This is a genomic window from Flavonifractor plautii ATCC 29863, assembly GCF_000239295.1.
GTDB classification, from domain to species: domain Bacteria; phylum Bacillota; class Clostridia; order Oscillospirales; family Oscillospiraceae; genus Flavonifractor; species Flavonifractor plautii.
In genome coordinates, this window is record NZ_JH417670.1 from 8,126 (window position 1) to 22,549 (window position 14,424).

The window sequence follows — 14,424 nt, forward strand, 5'->3', positions numbered from 1 at the left end:
GCAACTGCTTTTTCGTCTGCGGGGTGCGCTGTGCAGCTGCTCCACGGGCCCCCGCGCTTCTTGTTACATCAGCTTCGCGGAATTGATCTTCACGCCGGGGCCCATGGTGGAAGCACACACGCAGGAGCGGATGTACTGACCCTTGGCGGCGGAAGGCTTAGCCTTGACAATGGCACCCATCAGAGCGTTGAAGTTCTCGGTGAGCTTCTCGGCGCCGAAGGAGACCTTGCCGATGGGGCAGTGGATGATGTTGGTCTTGTCCAGACGGTACTCCACCTTACCAGCCTTGATCTCGGTGACGGCCTTGGCCACGTCGGGGGTGACGGTGCCAGCCTTGGGGGAGGGCATCAGGCCCTTGGGACCCAGGACCTTACCCAGACGGCCCACAACGCCCATCATGTCGGGAGAAGCCACGACCACGTCATAGTCGAACCAGTTCTCCTTCTGAATCTTCTCCACCAGGTCCATCTCGCCCACGAAGTCGGCGCCGGCGGCCTTGGCGGCCTCGGCCTTGTCGCCCTTGGCGAAGACCAGCACGCGCTGGGTCTTGCCGGTGCCGTGGGGGAGGACGATGGCGCCGCGCACCTGCTGGTCGGCGTGACGGGAGTCAACGCCCAGCTTCACGTGGAGCTCGACAGTCTCGTCAAACTTGGCGGGGGCGGTCTTCACGACCAGCTCCATGGCCTCAGCGGTATCATACAGAGCGGCCTTGTCGATCAGCTTGGCGCTCTCCTGGTATTTCTTGCCTCTAAACATTGCTCTTTCCCTCCTTCGCCTTAGTCGCCCACGACGATGCCCATGGAGCGGGCGGTGCCGGCGATCATGCTCATGGCCGCCTCGATGCTGGCCGCGTTCAGGTCAGGCATCTTGGTCTCGGCGATCTTGCGGACATCCTCCTTGCTGATGGTGGCCACCTTGGTCTTGTTGGGCACACCGGAGCCGGACTCGATGTTGCACGCCTTCTTGATGAGAACGGCGGCGGGGGGAGTCTTGGTGATGAAGGTAAAGGAGCGGTCGGCGTAAACGGTGATCACCACGGGGATGATCAGGCCCACGTCGTTTTTGGTGCGCTCGTTGAACTCCTTGGTGAACGCGGCGATGTTGATGCCGTGCTGACCGAGGGCGGGACCGACGGGGGGCGCGGGAGTCGCCTTGCCCGCGGGAATCTGAAGTTTCACATAACCAGTAATTTTCTGTGCCATTTGAAACAGCACCTCCTACGATAAATGTGGTTGGAAGCGGAACTGCGGTGCAGTCCCTCCCACGTGCGGGGAATGGGCCGCCCGGCCCGGAGCTCAGTCCTGGACAGGTTCTACCTGGTCCAGCTCAAGCTCGACGGGGGTTTCGCGGCCGAACATGGAGACCACCACCCGGACCTTGCTGCGGTCCAGGTCGATCTCCTCGACCGTGCCCAGGAAGGACTCCAGAGCACCGTCGGTGATTTTGACGTTGTCGCCCACCTGATAGCCGACCACCACCTCGCGCTTTTCCACGCCCAGGGCGGCGATCTCCTCGTCCGTCAGGGGGATGGCCTTGTTGCCGGAGCCGACAAAGCCGGTTGCGCCGCGGATGTTGCGCACCAGATGCCACGTGTCGTCGGTCATCACCATCTTCACCAGCACGTAGCCGGGGAAGACCTTGCGCTCCACGGTTTTTGGGCCGTTATCCGTGATCTCGGTGACCGTCTCCAGGGGGATGCTGACCTCCTGAATCAGGTCGCGCAGGCCGCGGTTCTCCACGGCCTTCTCGATACTGGCGGCCACGGTGTTCTCATAGCCGGAATAGGTATGAACCACATACCACTTCGCATTGTCAGCCATGTCGCACCTTAACCCTTACCAAAGAGATCCAGCAGGGCGGTAATCACGGCGCCGGCGAGGGCATCGAACAGCCAGATACAGATGCCAACGATAATGCAGCAGATGATCACGATGACGGTGTTGTTGACGGTCTGCTTGCGGGTGGGCCACTGGACCTTCTTCAGCTCGCTCCTCATATCCTTGAACCACTTGCCGATGCGAGCGAACACGCCGGGCTTCTTCTTGTCAGCCTTGACGTCCTTTTTCTTATCGGTTTTCGCGGGCTTGTCGGCAGCCTGGTCGGCGGCCTGCTCGAGCTTCTCGTTTTCAGACATTCCGTTTAACCCTTCTTTCTTCTGAGCCATAGCAGCACTCATTACTTGGTTTCGTTATGAACCGTGTGCTTCCTGCAGAAGGGGCAGTACTTGTTCAATTCCAGACGGTCGGGAGTGTTCTTCTTGTTCTTGTTGGTGTTGTAGTTCCGCTGCTTGCACTCGGAGCAGCGCAGAGTGATCTTCACCCGGTTGCCGGCCTTCGCCATGTTCGGCACCTCCTTCATTGTTTGACCGCGCGCAGCAAAAAAGCTGGACACAGCCCTTGGGCCGAATCCAGCAACGTAAAGGCGCATAGACTGCGCCCACTATGTTACGTCACGGTGCGGATTCGGCATGCTTGCCTCCCTATGTCCTCACAGTGAGGGAAGGGTTTTGTACGTCATCACACCGTAAAAATGCGCACAAAAAAAGAGCCCTTTTTCATAGGTATATCAAGTCTATCACAGCTCATATGGGAAGTCAAGCGCTTTTTCCTTGTTTTTTCCCAAAAAGTACGCTATAGTGGTACGGAAAAGGAGTGGTAGATTTGCGTATTATGGCCATCGATTACGGCGATGCCCGCACCGGAGTGGCAATCTCCGATCCCACCGGCCTGCTGGCCGGCTACACCACGGTGATCCAGAGCCGGAAGGAGGGGGTGGTGGCGGAGGAGCTGGCCCGCCTTGCGAAAGAGCACAGTGTGGACGAGCTGGTAATGGGCTTCCCCCGGAACATGGACGGCACCGAGGGGCCCCGGGCGGAGCTCTACCGGGCCTTTGCCGCCCGGCTGGAGGAGGTCTGCGGCCTCAAGCCGGTGCTCTGGGATGAGCGCCGCACCACGGTGGAGGCCCACGGCATCCTCCACGCCTCGGGCAAGCGGATGAAGCAGCATAAGAAAACCGTGGACGCGGTGGCGGCGACGCTGATTCTGGAGGGATATCTGACCTTCAGGCGGCGGAGCGGCTGTGAGTAAAAGAGGCGTCCACGGTTTCCCGCGCAGCGGGGCGGCGCTTGCGCCATACAAGTATTTTGCGGAGCAAAATCTTGGCGCAGGGGCAATTCACTTGCCCCGAGCATGCCAAAAGGCATCAGGGTTCCCATCCGGCATGGCCGGATGGGAGGGACGCGGTGGCGGCGACGCTGATTCTGGAGGGATATCTGACCTTCAGGCGGCGGGGCGGATGAAGGGGCGAACCTTGTGGCCGCCCCTACATGGTTCGTATGGATATCCCTACGAGCGGCTGAACAGCTCCCGCAGCCCCACCACGATCAGGAAACCGCCGAAGCAGCGGTGGAGCAGCTCCACATCCAGGCCGGTGGCGGCCCAGGCGGCCAGAGCGGTGCCCGCCAGCCCGGCCAGGACGGCGGGCCAGACGGTCTGACGGTCGATATAGCCATTTTTGATGTGGGCGGGCAGGGCGGTGGCGGCAGTGGGAAGAAAGTAGAGCAGGTTGACGCCCTGGGCCAGATTCTGGGGTACCCCGGCAAAGGCAGTCATATAGATGAGCAGCAGGGTGCCGCCGCCGATTCCGAAGCCGGAGAGCACGCCGGTGACGGCGCCGGCCAGGAGGGAGATGGGCCACGCCATCAGAAGAACAGCGCCTTGACGCCGCCGTAGAGGATAAGCAGGGCAAAGGCGCGGCGGAGCCAGACCATATTCAGCTTCTTGAATACCCTTCCACCCACGAAGCCGCCCAGCAGGCCGCCGGCCAGATAGGGGAGGGCCAGCCCAAAGTCCAGTCCGCCCCGAACCCAGTAGATGACGGACGAGAGTGCGCACAGGGGGAGGATAATGGCGATGGACGTGGCGAAGGCGCGGCGCTGCTCCAGTCCACACCAGCGGGTGAGGAGGGGCACCAGCAGCATCCCCCCACCGCCCCCGAAAAAGCCGTTGGCCAGCCCGGCCGCTCCGCCAGCCGCCGCGCTGCGGAGCCGGGAGCCTTTTTTCTGCGTCAAAAAACATCCCTCCATTGGCTTTAGTTTACCAATGGAGGGATGTCTTTATACGTGCAGCCCGGCAAGGGACAGGACCACTTCTCCGGCCAGCATGAGCCCGGCCACCGGAGGCACCCAGGCCACGCTGCCGGGGACGGAGCGGCGGCCGGGGGGCGGCGCCTCCCGCTGGAGGGCGGCCTTCGGCTCCTCCGGCGACCAGAGGACCCGGTGGTGGAGGATGCCGCGGGCGCGCAGCTCCTTGCGTACCACCCGGGCCAGGGGGCAGCCCTCGGTTTTCGACAGGTCGGTGATACGGAACAGGCCGGGGTCCAGCTTGTTGCCTGTGCCCAGGGAGGAGACGATGGGGACGCCCCGGGTGAGGGCGGTCTCGATCAAATCCAGTTTGCAGGACACCAGGTCGATGCAGTCCACAATGTAGTCCAGCGGCTGGTCGAAGAAGTCCTCCCGCCGCCCCGCCTCATACTTCTCCGCCCGGATGGTGAGGCGGCAGTCCGGATTGATGTCGCGGATACGGTCGGCCATGGCCTGGGCCTTGGGCTGGCCCAGGGTGGAGCGGGTGGCCTCCACCTGGCGGTTCAGGTTGGTCAGACCCACCGTGTCGTGGTCCACCAGCGTGAGGGCGCCCACGCCGGAGCGGGCCAGGGCCTCGGCGCACCAGCTTCCCACGCCGCCCAGACCGAACACGGCTACGTGGGCGGCAGCCAGGCGCTCCATGGCCTGGGGGCCCAAAAGCATCTCTGTGCGGAGAAACCTCTCGTCCATGCAGTTCATCCCTTTCCAAAAACAGGCGGACGGAGCAGCGCTCCGCCCGCCTGTCCCATGATGTCTCTTACTCGCCGAGGTACTTGACGCCGGCGCCCTGGGTGGCCTCCATGTTTTCCGTCAGGCCCTCCAGCCAGGTGTTCAGCTTCTCATTGGTCAGCGCGTTCTTGCCGGTGAGCTTCCAGACGGGCTCGTCCCAGCCCTCCAGGTAGATGATGTGCCAGCCCTGCTGGCCGTCCTGGGGATTCTCCACCAGACCGGTGTCGCCGATGGCGCGGCCGTCGGCAAAGATCCAGTCGTTGAAGCCCTCGAACATCACGCCGGGCGCGACCTGCTCGTACAGGCCGCCGTTGGTGTTGGAGCCGGGATCGTCGGAGTATTCCTCGGCCAGCGCGCCGAAGGACTCGGCGGTCTTGTCGCCCGCCTCCCACTGGGCCAGGATGTCCTCGGCCTCGGCCTTGGCGGCGTCCAGGGCCTCCTGAGTGGGCACCTTGCTCTCGTCCACGTCCTCGGTGGCGGGGTCATCGGCATCGGCCACCTCGGCCTTGATGAGAATGTGTCGGATGTCAGCAGTGGCAGTCTCATCCCGGTAGCGGTTCAACAGCATGACGGCGTAGTAGCCGGAGCTGGACTCCACCACACCCACATCGCCGCTGGCGCGGCTGTCATCCATCAGCCATTCGCCAAAGCTCTGATAGGAGAGGCTGCTGCCCACCGTGCCGGTGTGCAGGGAGGCGTCGGGATCCGCCTCATAGTCCTCCTTGTCGTCCTCAGACACATAGTCGGGGGCCAGCTCGGCAAAGGCAGTTTCCTTGTCATCGGAGGAATTCACCGCAGCCACAAACGCATCGGCCTTGGCCTTGGCAGCCTCCATGGCGGCCTTCGTCTCCTCCTCGGTGGGCTCCACCGTGTTGCCGTCCTCGTCGGTGGTGGACGCGGCCTTGCCGCTGAGATAGATATAGCGGTAGTCGTAGGTGTCCAGCGTGGAGGCATTCTCCTCATAGTAGGCCTGAATGTCCTCGTCGGTAATGCCCAAGCTGTCGGCGTAGGCGCTCTGGTAACCGTTCACCAGAGCTTCCCGCTCCACACAGGTCTTGAAGGCGGAGGGGGTCATATACTTGCCGTACATGGCCTTCAGATAGCCGTCATAGGCATAGCCGTAGGACTCGGCAGCCTTTTTGGTGGAGGAGATGGCCTCATCCACATAGGCCTTGTCATCGTCGGACAGGGTGTAGCCGGCCTCAGAGGCGGCGGTCTCCAAGGCAGAGATCTTCTTCAACTGCTCAATGGTACTGTCCAGGAACTGGTCAAAGTAGCTCTTGGTCTGTTCCTCGTCCGTATACTGGGTTCGGAGATCCTTGCTGGGATCAAAAGCGCCGCCGCTGGTGCTGTATGCCTGATTCATATAATAGGTGAAATAATAGTTGACATCGGTGACGGAGTAATCGCGGCCGCCCACCGTCAGAGCGGTCTTGCCGCGCTGGAAGATGCCGGAGTGCCAGATCAGCAGGGCGGCCACCAGCACGGCAACAATGACGCCGATGACCGTATAGACAACGGCCTTGCGCTTGGCGGCCTGCTGCTCCTGGAGCTCCTTCCTCTCCTTTTGAGTCAGGCCCTGTGTCGGGTCGCTCTGGCGCGATTTCTTTTCTCTGGATGCGCTCATTTGTAGCTTCAGTCCTCTCATAAGTGTCCCCCCGCGGGAGCAGGGGGCCTGGCTATAGACATTCTGACATTATACAGGAAATGCCGCACTCTTTCAAGAGCGAAAACAGGTTTTACACTTTGTTCAAATGCCGGAAATAAGAAAAACCCCACGAAACAGCGTTTCGTGGGGGCCCCGCTCTGGCCGTGCGGATCCATTTAAAACCTGCACAAAGTGGCAGGTGGGTTGCCTCCATGTCGCTTCGTTGCTTCCAACTTCCAGCCGTCCCTCGGAGGGGCGCCGGGAGGCCTGCAGTCCACGCCATGAGGTGGGCATCCCGTTTCAGAGATGTGGGTTTAAATAAAACCCGTCACGCACCGAGCAGGAAAAAATTATGCGTCCGAGCCGTCCTCCTCCGCGAAGAGGGACTCCATAAACTGCTGATACACCAGCTCCAGCTCCTCCTCACTGTCCAGGGTGGAGAGCTGTTCCTCGCCGTCTGCCTCGATCACCTTGAGGATCACCAGGCCGTATTCCTCATCCAGATCCACATCCTCTACAGAGCCGTCCTCTTTCCCCTCCACGGCCGGGAAAAAGGCCATGTAGGTCTGGCCGTTGTACTCTAGTGTGTCCAGATGCTCCAGCTCAAATTCATTGCCGTCCTCATCAGTGACGGTGATGAAATCAGGGCCAAATTCTTCACTCATATTGGGCACCATACCTTCCTTTTCTTCGTCTCTTATTTTAGCCTGTTGCGCCCAAAAATGCAAGAGTGGGATCTGCCAAATTTTTGACGAAGCCTATATTCATCCTTTATTGGAAAGAATTAGGGTGGACAAGCTGGAGGAATATGCTATAATATCAGCAATCGCCGCATGCGATGGGGCGATCCTGCAAGCATACGTGTTCCACCGAAAAACGGAGGTGTCATTTTGGCGTCAACATCCAATCAGGGCCCCAATCCGAACCGGGGCCGGAAGCGGAGGCGGCCGTCCACGGCTGCGGTGGTTGCGGGCACGGTAGGGAAGGTGCTGGGCACCTTCCTCCTGATCTGCGTGATCACGGGGGCTATCCTGCTCTGCTTTGCCGCGGTCTACATCAAGACGGTCATCATCCCGCAGGCCCATCTGGAGGCCAATTTCGTCATGAACCAGACCAGTACGATTTATTATAAGGATTCCACTACGGGGGAATATGTGGAGCACCTGTCCCTCCATGGAACAGAAAACCGCCAACTGGTCGACTTTGAGGAGATCCCAGATAATCTGATCAACGCCACCGTGGCCATCGAGGACGAGACGTTCTGGAAGCACCACGGCGTCAACTGGAAGCGTACCCTCAAGGGGGTGCTGCTCATGTTCACCGGCGGCGATATTCAGGGCGGCTCCACCATCACCCAGCAGCTCATCAAGAATGCCACCCAGTACGACGATGTGACGGTAAAACGGAAGATTCTGGAGATCTTTACCGCTTTGGACTTTGACAAGACCTACTCCAAGGAGCAGATTCTGGAGTGGTACCTCAACTATATTTACCTGGGAGAGGGCTGCTACGGCGTGGCCACGGCGGCCCAGAACTACTTCGGCAAGGAGCTGTCGGAGTTGGATCTGGCCGAGTGCGCCAGCCTGATCTCCATCACCAACAACCCCTCGGCCTACAATCCCTACCGCTATCTGGAGAACAACCAGTACCGCGCAAGGCTGGTTCTGGGCAAGATGCTGGAGCTGGGGAGCATCAACCAGTCCGAGTACGACGAGGCCATGGCCGAAATTGATGATCTGGCCTCCCATCTGGAACGGAGCACCGATGAGGCCAGGCCCGCCACCATCTACAACTGGTATGATGAGCAGGTCATCACCGACGTGATGAACGACCTCATAGAGAAGTACGGCTACTCCGAGCAGGTGGCCTCCGACATGGTCACCTCCGGCGGACTGAATATTTACGCCTGTGTGGACCCGGAGATCCAGTCCATCGTGGAGTCGGTCTACTCCGACCGCAGCAACCTTCAGCTCACCAGCAAGTCGGGGCAGGCGATCCAGTCGGCCATCGTAATCATCGACCCCCAGGGCAACATTGTTGGGCTGGCCGGCGCCCTGGGCGAAAAGAGCAGCAACCGGGGCTGGAACTACGCCAGCCGCTCCCTGCGGCAGCCGGGCTCCTCCATCAAGCCGCTGAGCGTCTATGCGCCCGCTCTGGAGAGCGGGGTGATCAGTCCTGCATCCGCTTTTGACGACTATCCGGTGCAGCTCCTCAGCGGCAAGGCCTGGCCGCTGAACAACCCCCAGACCTACCGGGGTAGGATGACCGTAGCGGCGGCGCTGGAGGTGTCCTCCAACCCGGTGGCCGTGCGCACCCTACAGAACCTGGGTGTGGAAAATTCCTTCCAGTTCATGGAGGAGAAGTTCCATATCGACCTGGAGGACGGCCGCACCGTCAACGGACAGGTGATGAACGACCTGGGGGCCAGCCAGCTCGCTCTGGGCGGCCTCACCGACGGCGTGAGTGTGGTAGACATGGCCGCCGCCTACTCCGTGTTCCCACGCAACGGCCTGTATGTGGAGCCCCGCACCTACACCAAGGTCACCCGTGTGCTGGACGACGGCACGGAGGAGGTTCTGCTGGACAATACCCAGAATCAGCCCGAGGCGGTTCTCTCCGAGGAGACCACCTGGTATATCAACGACATGCTGAAAAATGTGGTTACAGGGAAATTCGGCGGGGCAACCGGCACCGGGGCCCAGCTCTCAGGTATGACGGTGGCCGGCAAGACCGGCACCACCAACTCCAATAACGATAAGTGGTTTGTGGGCTATACTCCCTACTATACCGCCGCGGTCTGGGTGGGCTATAACAACCCGGAGCGCATCAGCTCCAGCAATAACCCGGCTGTGTCCATGTGGAAGAAGGTCATGGCCCCCATCCATGAGGGGCTGGAGAACAAGTCCTTCCCGGCCGCCGGCAGTGAACAGAAGAGCGTCAGCATCTGCATGGACAGCGGCCTGCGGGCCACTGAGGCCTGCCTGAACGATCCCAGAGGCAGCCGGGCCCGCACCTTCACCTTGTTCAGCGACGACGTGCCCGCCGAAACCTGTAGTCTCCACAAGGAGGTGGAGGTTTGCACCGGCAGCCCGGTGCTGGGCGGCGACGGCACGGCGATTGAGGGCCTGTATCATCTGGCGGGAGAGTTTTGTCCCCGGCAGGCCGACGAGGGCGCAGGAGTCACGGAGGGCACGGTCAAGACCATCGGCATCCTGGATTACAGCCGGGAGAGCGTGGGCGGGGCCGCCGCCAAGGACAGCAGTTACCTCTACAGCTTCCTGGAGGCCCAGGGGACCTGTGACGTCCACACCACCGCGCCCCAGCCCCAGGAGCCGGAGGAGTATGATCCCAACAGCTTTGTGATCAGTGATCCCTCCACCTGGCCGCCGGTCAACGACCCCAGGTACGAGAATTTTGACCCGGAGAACCCGGCCACCTGGCCCAACGCGGGACAGCCGTCTGAGACCCCGTCTCCCGGGGAGAGCGGCCAGCCCAATCCACCCGAGACCAGCACAAGCCCCACACCGTCTCCCGTACCCACGCCGGTGGAGACGCCCCCGGACGAGCCCTATATCCCGGCGGATGGTACGAAATAAAGAAACAAACAGCCCGCGGCATGTGCCGCGGGCTGTTTGCTTAAGGTCCGAACAGGCTGTGCAGGAGGCCGGAATCCCAGAGCTGCCGGGCCAGCACGGCGGCCAGTGGGGCGAGAAGCATTCCAAGAACTCCGAGCGCCTGAAAGCCCACATACATGCAGACCAGGGCAGCCAGGGGAGGGAGCCCCACCCGCGCCCCCACCAGACGGGGCTCCAGCAGGCTTCGCACGAGCGAGATAACGGAGTAAAGCACCAGCAGGCCCACGCTCATCCGCACGTCGCCCCCCAACAGGGCGAGCACTGCCCAGGGCAGCAGTACGGTGCCTGTACCGAAGACCGGCAGGGCGTCCACCAGAGCCACAAGTCCGGCCAGAAGGAGGGACAGCTCCACCCGCAGCAGCAGGAAACCGGCGGCGAGCTCGCCGAAGGTGATCAGCATCAGCAGGCCCTGGGCTTTCAGCCAGCCGCCCAGCGCCTCCCTCAGACCGCCGGCCACCCGGCCCAGCCGTGTCCGCCACGGCGGGGGAAGGCGGCGGCGCAGGCCGTCCAGCAGAGCGGGACGGCCTGCGCTGGTGAAATAGGTGGCCAAAACTGTCGTAAAGAGAAAAAGAGCGGCGGCGGGAAGGGCCGAAGCCAGCCCTGTCACCGCCCCGGCCAGGGCGTCATAAAAGCGGTTGGGCAGGGCAATGCCCTGCTCCAGAAGGCCCTCCAGGGCATCACGGGCCAGGGTTTGGAACTGAACGGGCAGGGCGATGAGGAACCGGTAGGCCCAGCGCTCCAGCCCGTCGGCCAGCGTGGGCAGCCCGGCCAGCAGGGTGGGCAGTCGGCCCAACAGCAGGGACAGTTCGTAGCCTACCCGCCATACCACCAGCGCCAGCCCTCCCAGAACAGCGGCGGTGAGAGCCGCGGTACACAGTGCGGCGGCGCCCCGCCGGGGCAGGTGCAGGCGCTCCATCAGAAGGCGTACGGCGGGCTCCAGCAGGGCGGCAAGGCTGAAGGCCAGCAGGAAGGGGAGCAGCCAGGGGAGGAGAAAGCGCAGGGCCAGCCACAATCCGGCCAGGGCCAGGGCGGCATAGAGCAGGCGGAGCAGAAAGCGCAGGTGTCTGTTTTCCGGCAAAAGACAGCCTCCTCTCCTGAAAATCGGTGAGAATACACAAAAACGGCATGGGCGGATCGGCAGAAATCGGCAGAGTTGGCAGGGGCTTTGCCCTTGCGGCGGGCGGGAGGGTGTGCTACAATAGACCACAAAGGATAAACAAATGGCTTTCTCACGTGGACATATGGGCGGGAGGTACATAGAATGGGTAAGTCACCCAGTTATTTCATCGTGGAGTCCAGCGCACTGCCAGAGATTTTTCTGAAGGTGGCGGAGGCCAAGCGGCTGTTGGAAACCGGCGAGGTGGACACGGTCCACTTGGCCACCCGGCGGGTGGGCATCAGCCGCAGCGCATTTTATAAATACAAGGATGCGGTGCGGCCCTTCAATGACATGCTGCATGGGCGGATCGTCACCTTTCAGTTCCTGCTCAAGGACGAACCAGGGGTGCTGTCCGCCGTCTTAAATATCTTTGCCCAGACGGGTGGGAATATTCTCACTATCAACCAGTCCATACCAAGCAACGGCTGTGCTGCGGTGACGGTGGGGGCGGAGACCTCGGGGCTGCGCATCGCGCTGGAGGAGTTATTGAACCAGGCCCTGGAGATAGAGGGAGTCCTGCGCTGTGAGATTTTGGCGGGCTGACGGCCCGGACAGGAGGAAGACAGAATGGTGAACGTGGCAATTTTAGGGTTTGGCGTGGTGGGCTCCGGTGTGGCTGAAGTGCTGGACACCAACGAGCGGCACATCGAGGGCAAGGTGGATGATCTGATCCGCCTGAAATATATTCTGGATGTGCGGGATTTCCCAGACAGCCCCTTTGCAGGCAAGGTGGTGCACGATTTTTCCGTGATTGAGCAGGACCCTGAGGTGTCCATCGTGGTGGAAACCATCGGCGGGGCCAAGGTGGCGCTGGATTTCACCCGCCGGGCCCTCCAGGCGGGCAAGAGTGTCATTACCTCCAACAAGGAGCTGGTGGCGGAGCACGGCTGCGAGCTGCTGCGGCTGGCCCAGGAGAAGGGGGTCAGCTATCTGTTTGAGGCCAGTGTGGGCGGCGGCATCCCCATCATCCGCCCCCTGAACCAGTGCCTGGCCGCCAACGAGATCGAGGAGATCACCGGTATCCTCAACGGCACGACCAACTATATCCTCACCCGTATGATCCGGGCGGGGCTGAGCTTTGGCGACGCTCTGAGGGAGGCTCAGGCCAACGGCTACGCCGAGCAGGACCCCACCGCCGACATTGAGGGCCACGACGCCTGCCGGAAGATCTGCATCCTGGCCTCCCTGGCTTTCGGGCGGCATATTTACCCCCGGCAGGTGCCCACGGAGGGCATCACCGGCGTCACCCTGGCCGACGTGGCCTATGCCGACTCCTGTGGAAAGAAGCTCAAGCTGCTGGGGCGGGCTATTCGCCGGACCGACGGGAAGGTGTGCGCCTATGTGGCCCCACACCTGGTGGACCGGGAGAACCCCCTCTCCGGTGTGGAGGATGTATTCAACGCCATCGCCGTACGGGGCAACGCCATCGGAGAGGTGATGTTTTACGGCCGGGGGGCGGGCAAGCTGCCCACCGCCTCCGCCGTGGTGGCCGACGTGATCGACGCGGCCAAGCACCGGGACGAGAAGAAGCGGATGTTCTGGGCCGAGGGCGGGGACGATACGGCGGTGCCGCCCGACGGGCTGGAGAGCCGCTGGTACCTCCGGGGGACCGGGGTACAGGCGGCGGAGGCCGCCTTCCCGGACCGTACCCGGCTGAGCCGCCCCGGAGCGCCGGCGGACGAGTTCGCGCTGGTCACCCCGCCCATGACCCGGGCTGCCCTGGAGGCCCGGCTGACGGGTATGACGCCCGGCTCCATGTTCCGGGTGCTGGACTGAGCGCATAGAATGTCGCGGAGGAGCGCGCCTCCTCCGCGACGGACGGATATTCCTGATTTAGGGGGTACATATACCAATGGGACTCATCGTTCAAAAATTCGGCGGCAGCTCCGTCGCGGATGCCGACCGCATCCGCAACGTGGCCCGCATCATAACCGAGACCTACCGCCGGGGCCACCGGGTCGTGGCGGTCCTCTCCGCCCAGGGCGACACCACGGATGATCTGATTGCCAAGGCCGCGGAGATCAACCCCAACGCCTCCAAGCGGGAGATGGATATGCTGCTGTCCACCGGCGAGCAGATCTCCTGCTCCCTGTGCGCCATGGCCATCGAGGCCATGGGCTACCCGGTGGTCTCCCTGACGGGCTGGCAGGCGGGCTTCCGCACCAACTCCTCCTATGGCGACGCCCGCATCAAGCGCATCGATACGGAGCGGGTGCTGGCCGAGCTGGACAAGAACACCATTGTCATCGTCACCGGCTTCCAGGGCCTCAACAAGTATGAGGATATCACCACCCTGGGCCGGGGCGGCTCCGATACCTCGGCGGTGGCCCTGGCCGCTGTGCTCCACGCGGATCTCTGCCAGATTTATACCGACGTGGACGGCGTCTACACCGCAGATCCCCGCCACGTCAAAGGGGCGCGGAAGCTGGAGGAGATCACCTACGACGAGATGCTGGAGCTGGCCACCCTGGGCGCCCAGGTGCTCCACAACCGTTCGGTGGAGATGGCCAAGCGCTACGGCGTCAACCTGGAGGTCCTCTCCAGCTTTTCCGGCAAGCCCGGCACCAAAGTCAAGGAGGTTGCAAAAACCATGGAAAAACTGCACGTCAGCGGCGTAGCCTGCGATAAAAATGTGGCCCGTGTGGCCGTGGTGGGGCTGGCCGACGAGCCGGGCATCGCTTTCAAGATCTTCTCCCTGCTGGCCAAGGAGCGGATCAATGTGGACCTCATACTCCAGTCCATCGGCCGCAATAATACTAAGGATATCAGCTTCACCGTGAGCATTCAGGATGTGGAGCGCTGCAAGCAGCTCCTGGATGAGCACAGGGATTTCCTTCAGTTCGACCATGTGGATGTCAACGACAAAATTGCCAAGGTCTCCATCGTGGGAGCGGGCATGGTCCACAACCCCGGCGTGGCGGCCAAAATGTTTGAGGCCCTGTACAATGCGGGCATCAATATCAGCATGATCTCCACCAGCGAGATCAAGGTGTCCGTCCTGGTAGATATCAACGAGGCCGACCGGGCAGTGCAGGTCATCCACGACCGCTTCTTCCACGAGTTCGGCGGTAACTAAAAATACAAAGGCGGCGGCGGTCCCATGTGGGACCGC

At 62.0% G+C, this 14,424-nt stretch carries 16 protein-coding genes and 1 other RNA gene; 5 read left to right on the plus strand and 12 right to left on the minus strand.

Annotated elements, in window-relative coordinates; translation table 11 throughout:
- Nucleotides 1-63: 63 nt before the first annotated feature.
- The 5 genes from rplA to rpmG all read right to left on the minus strand — a co-directional run bounded on the left by rplA (nucleotide 64) and on the right by rpmG (nucleotide 2,340).
- Nucleotides 64-756: a 50S ribosomal protein L1 gene (gene rplA / locus HMPREF0372_RS03720; protein WP_007489096.1), complete on the minus strand. Its 693-nt coding sequence runs from the start codon at nucleotides 754-756 to the stop codon at nucleotides 64-66.
- A 20-nt stretch (nucleotides 757-776) separates the two neighbouring features.
- Nucleotides 777-1,202, minus strand: coding sequence for a 50S ribosomal protein L11 (rplK, locus tag HMPREF0372_RS03725; protein ID WP_007489097.1), 426 nt, complete (start codon nucleotides 1,200-1,202; stop codon nucleotides 777-779).
- 93 nt (nucleotides 1,203-1,295) lie between these two features.
- Complete coding sequence (nusG, locus tag HMPREF0372_RS03730) at nucleotides 1,296-1,820, minus strand: transcription termination/antitermination protein NusG (RefSeq protein ID WP_007489098.1); 525 nt, start codon at nucleotides 1,818-1,820, stop codon at nucleotides 1,296-1,298.
- An 8-nt stretch (nucleotides 1,821-1,828) separates the two neighbouring features.
- Complete coding sequence (gene secE, locus HMPREF0372_RS03735) at nucleotides 1,829-2,134, minus strand: preprotein translocase subunit SecE (RefSeq protein WP_024724206.1); 306 nt, start codon at nucleotides 2,132-2,134, stop codon at nucleotides 1,829-1,831.
- Between the two features lie 41 nt (nucleotides 2,135-2,175).
- Entirely contained in the window at nucleotides 2,176-2,340 is a 165-nt protein-coding gene (gene rpmG, locus HMPREF0372_RS03740; protein WP_009259908.1) for a 50S ribosomal protein L33, read from the minus strand.
- 320 nt (nucleotides 2,341-2,660) lie between these two features.
- Here rpmG and ruvX point away from each other — a divergent pair, with 320 nt between their 5' ends.
- The gene (gene ruvX, locus HMPREF0372_RS03745; RefSeq protein ID WP_024724205.1) at nucleotides 2,661-3,086 is read left to right on the plus strand and encodes a Holliday junction resolvase RuvX; all 426 of its coding nucleotides are present in this window, start codon (nucleotides 2,661-2,663) and stop codon (nucleotides 3,084-3,086) included.
- A gap of 258 nt (nucleotides 3,087-3,344) precedes the next feature.
- On the opposite strand, the gene HMPREF0372_RS03750 is transcribed toward ruvX, so the two are convergent.
- From HMPREF0372_RS03750 to HMPREF0372_RS03770, 6 genes are all read right to left on the minus strand, one after another.
- The gene (locus tag HMPREF0372_RS03750) at nucleotides 3,345-3,701 is read right to left on the minus strand and encodes a sulfite exporter TauE/SafE family protein (RefSeq protein WP_007489106.1); all 357 of its coding nucleotides are present in this window, start codon (nucleotides 3,699-3,701) and stop codon (nucleotides 3,345-3,347) included.
- On the minus strand, nucleotides 3,701-4,069 hold the full coding sequence (locus HMPREF0372_RS03755) for a sulfite exporter TauE/SafE family protein (RefSeq protein ID WP_070103862.1): 369 nt from the start codon (nucleotides 4,067-4,069) through the stop codon (nucleotides 3,701-3,703). Before HMPREF0372_RS03755 ends, HMPREF0372_RS03750 begins: the two co-directional genes overlap by 1 nt.
- 45 nt (nucleotides 4,070-4,114) lie before the next feature.
- Nucleotides 4,115-4,831: a tRNA threonylcarbamoyladenosine dehydratase gene (locus HMPREF0372_RS03760; RefSeq protein WP_009259904.1), complete on the minus strand. Its 717-nt coding sequence runs from the start codon at nucleotides 4,829-4,831 to the stop codon at nucleotides 4,115-4,117.
- Nucleotides 4,832-4,898: 67 nt separating this feature from the next.
- Nucleotides 4,899-6,518 (minus strand): peptidylprolyl isomerase, encoded by a 1,620-nt coding sequence (locus HMPREF0372_RS03765; protein WP_007489109.1) that lies wholly within the window; start codon nucleotides 6,516-6,518, stop codon nucleotides 4,899-4,901.
- Nucleotides 6,519-6,664: 146 nt separating this feature from the next.
- Nucleotides 6,665-6,867: non-coding RNA, 6S RNA (gene ssrS / locus HMPREF0372_RS18995), on the minus strand.
- 1 nt (nucleotide 6,868) lies between these two features.
- Nucleotides 6,869-7,183, minus strand: a complete 315-nt coding sequence (locus HMPREF0372_RS03770) for a DUF1292 domain-containing protein (protein WP_024724203.1) — start codon at nucleotides 7,181-7,183, stop codon at nucleotides 6,869-6,871.
- A 225-nt stretch (nucleotides 7,184-7,408) separates the two neighbouring features.
- Here HMPREF0372_RS03770 and HMPREF0372_RS03775 point away from each other — a divergent pair, with 225 nt between their 5' ends.
- Nucleotides 7,409-10,114, plus strand: a complete 2,706-nt coding sequence (locus HMPREF0372_RS03775; protein WP_080567989.1) for a transglycosylase domain-containing protein — start codon at nucleotides 7,409-7,411, stop codon at nucleotides 10,112-10,114.
- 40 nt (nucleotides 10,115-10,154) lie between these two features.
- Here the strand turns inward: HMPREF0372_RS03775 and ytvI are convergent, their stop codons facing one another.
- Nucleotides 10,155-11,231: a sporulation integral membrane protein YtvI gene (gene ytvI / locus HMPREF0372_RS03780; protein WP_007489113.1), complete on the minus strand. Its 1,077-nt coding sequence runs from the start codon at nucleotides 11,229-11,231 to the stop codon at nucleotides 10,155-10,157.
- A 183-nt stretch (nucleotides 11,232-11,414) separates the two neighbouring features.
- Between ytvI and HMPREF0372_RS03785 the strand changes: the two genes are divergently transcribed.
- The 3 genes from HMPREF0372_RS03785 to HMPREF0372_RS03795 all read left to right on the plus strand — a co-directional run bounded on the left by HMPREF0372_RS03785 (nucleotide 11,415) and on the right by HMPREF0372_RS03795 (nucleotide 14,388).
- Nucleotides 11,415-11,855, plus strand: coding sequence for an ACT domain-containing protein (locus HMPREF0372_RS03785; RefSeq protein ID WP_007489116.1), 441 nt, complete (start codon nucleotides 11,415-11,417; stop codon nucleotides 11,853-11,855).
- A 24-nt stretch (nucleotides 11,856-11,879) separates the two neighbouring features.
- Nucleotides 11,880-13,088 carry a homoserine dehydrogenase gene (locus HMPREF0372_RS03790; RefSeq protein WP_007489117.1) on the plus strand — a complete coding sequence of 403 codons (1,209 nt, stop codon included), beginning with the start codon at nucleotides 11,880-11,882 and terminating at the stop codon, nucleotides 13,086-13,088.
- A gap of 76 nt (nucleotides 13,089-13,164) precedes the next feature.
- Nucleotides 13,165-14,388: an aspartate kinase gene (locus HMPREF0372_RS03795; RefSeq protein ID WP_007489118.1), complete on the plus strand. Its 1,224-nt coding sequence runs from the start codon at nucleotides 13,165-13,167 to the stop codon at nucleotides 14,386-14,388.
- The last annotated feature ends 36 nt before the right edge of the window (nucleotides 14,389-14,424 follow it).

Excerpts from the sequence above, each read along its gene's own strand:
- rplA (WP_007489096.1), bottom strand. The coding sequence starts at position 756 with ATGTTTAGAGGCAAGAAATACCAGGAGAGCGCCAAGCTGATCGACAAG.
- rplK (WP_007489097.1), bottom strand. The coding sequence starts at position 1,202 with ATGGCACAGAAAATTACTGGTTATGTGAAACTTCAGATTCCCGCGGGC.
- nusG (WP_007489098.1), bottom strand. The coding sequence starts at position 1,820 with ATGGCTGACAATGCGAAGTGGTATGTGGTTCATACCTATTCCGGCTAT.
- secE (WP_024724206.1), bottom strand. The coding sequence starts at position 2,134 with ATGTCTGAAAACGAGAAGCTCGAGCAGGCCGCCGACCAGGCTGCCGAC.
- rpmG (WP_009259908.1), bottom strand. The coding sequence starts at position 2,340 with ATGGCGAAGGCCGGCAACCGGGTGAAGATCACTCTGCGCTGCTCCGAG.
- HMPREF0372_RS03750 (WP_007489106.1), bottom strand. The coding sequence starts at position 3,701 with ATGGCGTGGCCCATCTCCCTCCTGGCCGGCGCCGTCACCGGCGTGCTC.
- HMPREF0372_RS03760 (WP_009259904.1), bottom strand. The coding sequence starts at position 4,831 with ATGGACGAGAGGTTTCTCCGCACAGAGATGCTTTTGGGCCCCCAGGCC.
- HMPREF0372_RS03765 (WP_007489109.1), bottom strand. The coding sequence starts at position 6,518 with ATGAGAGGACTGAAGCTACAAATGAGCGCATCCAGAGAAAAGAAATCG.
- HMPREF0372_RS03770 (WP_024724203.1), bottom strand. The coding sequence starts at position 7,183 with ATGAGTGAAGAATTTGGCCCTGATTTCATCACCGTCACTGATGAGGAC.
- HMPREF0372_RS03785 (WP_007489116.1), top strand. The coding sequence starts at position 11,415 with ATGGGTAAGTCACCCAGTTATTTCATCGTGGAGTCCAGCGCACTGCCA.
- HMPREF0372_RS03790 (WP_007489117.1), top strand. The coding sequence starts at position 11,880 with ATGGTGAACGTGGCAATTTTAGGGTTTGGCGTGGTGGGCTCCGGTGTG.
- HMPREF0372_RS03795 (WP_007489118.1), top strand. The coding sequence starts at position 13,165 with ATGGGACTCATCGTTCAAAAATTCGGCGGCAGCTCCGTCGCGGATGCC.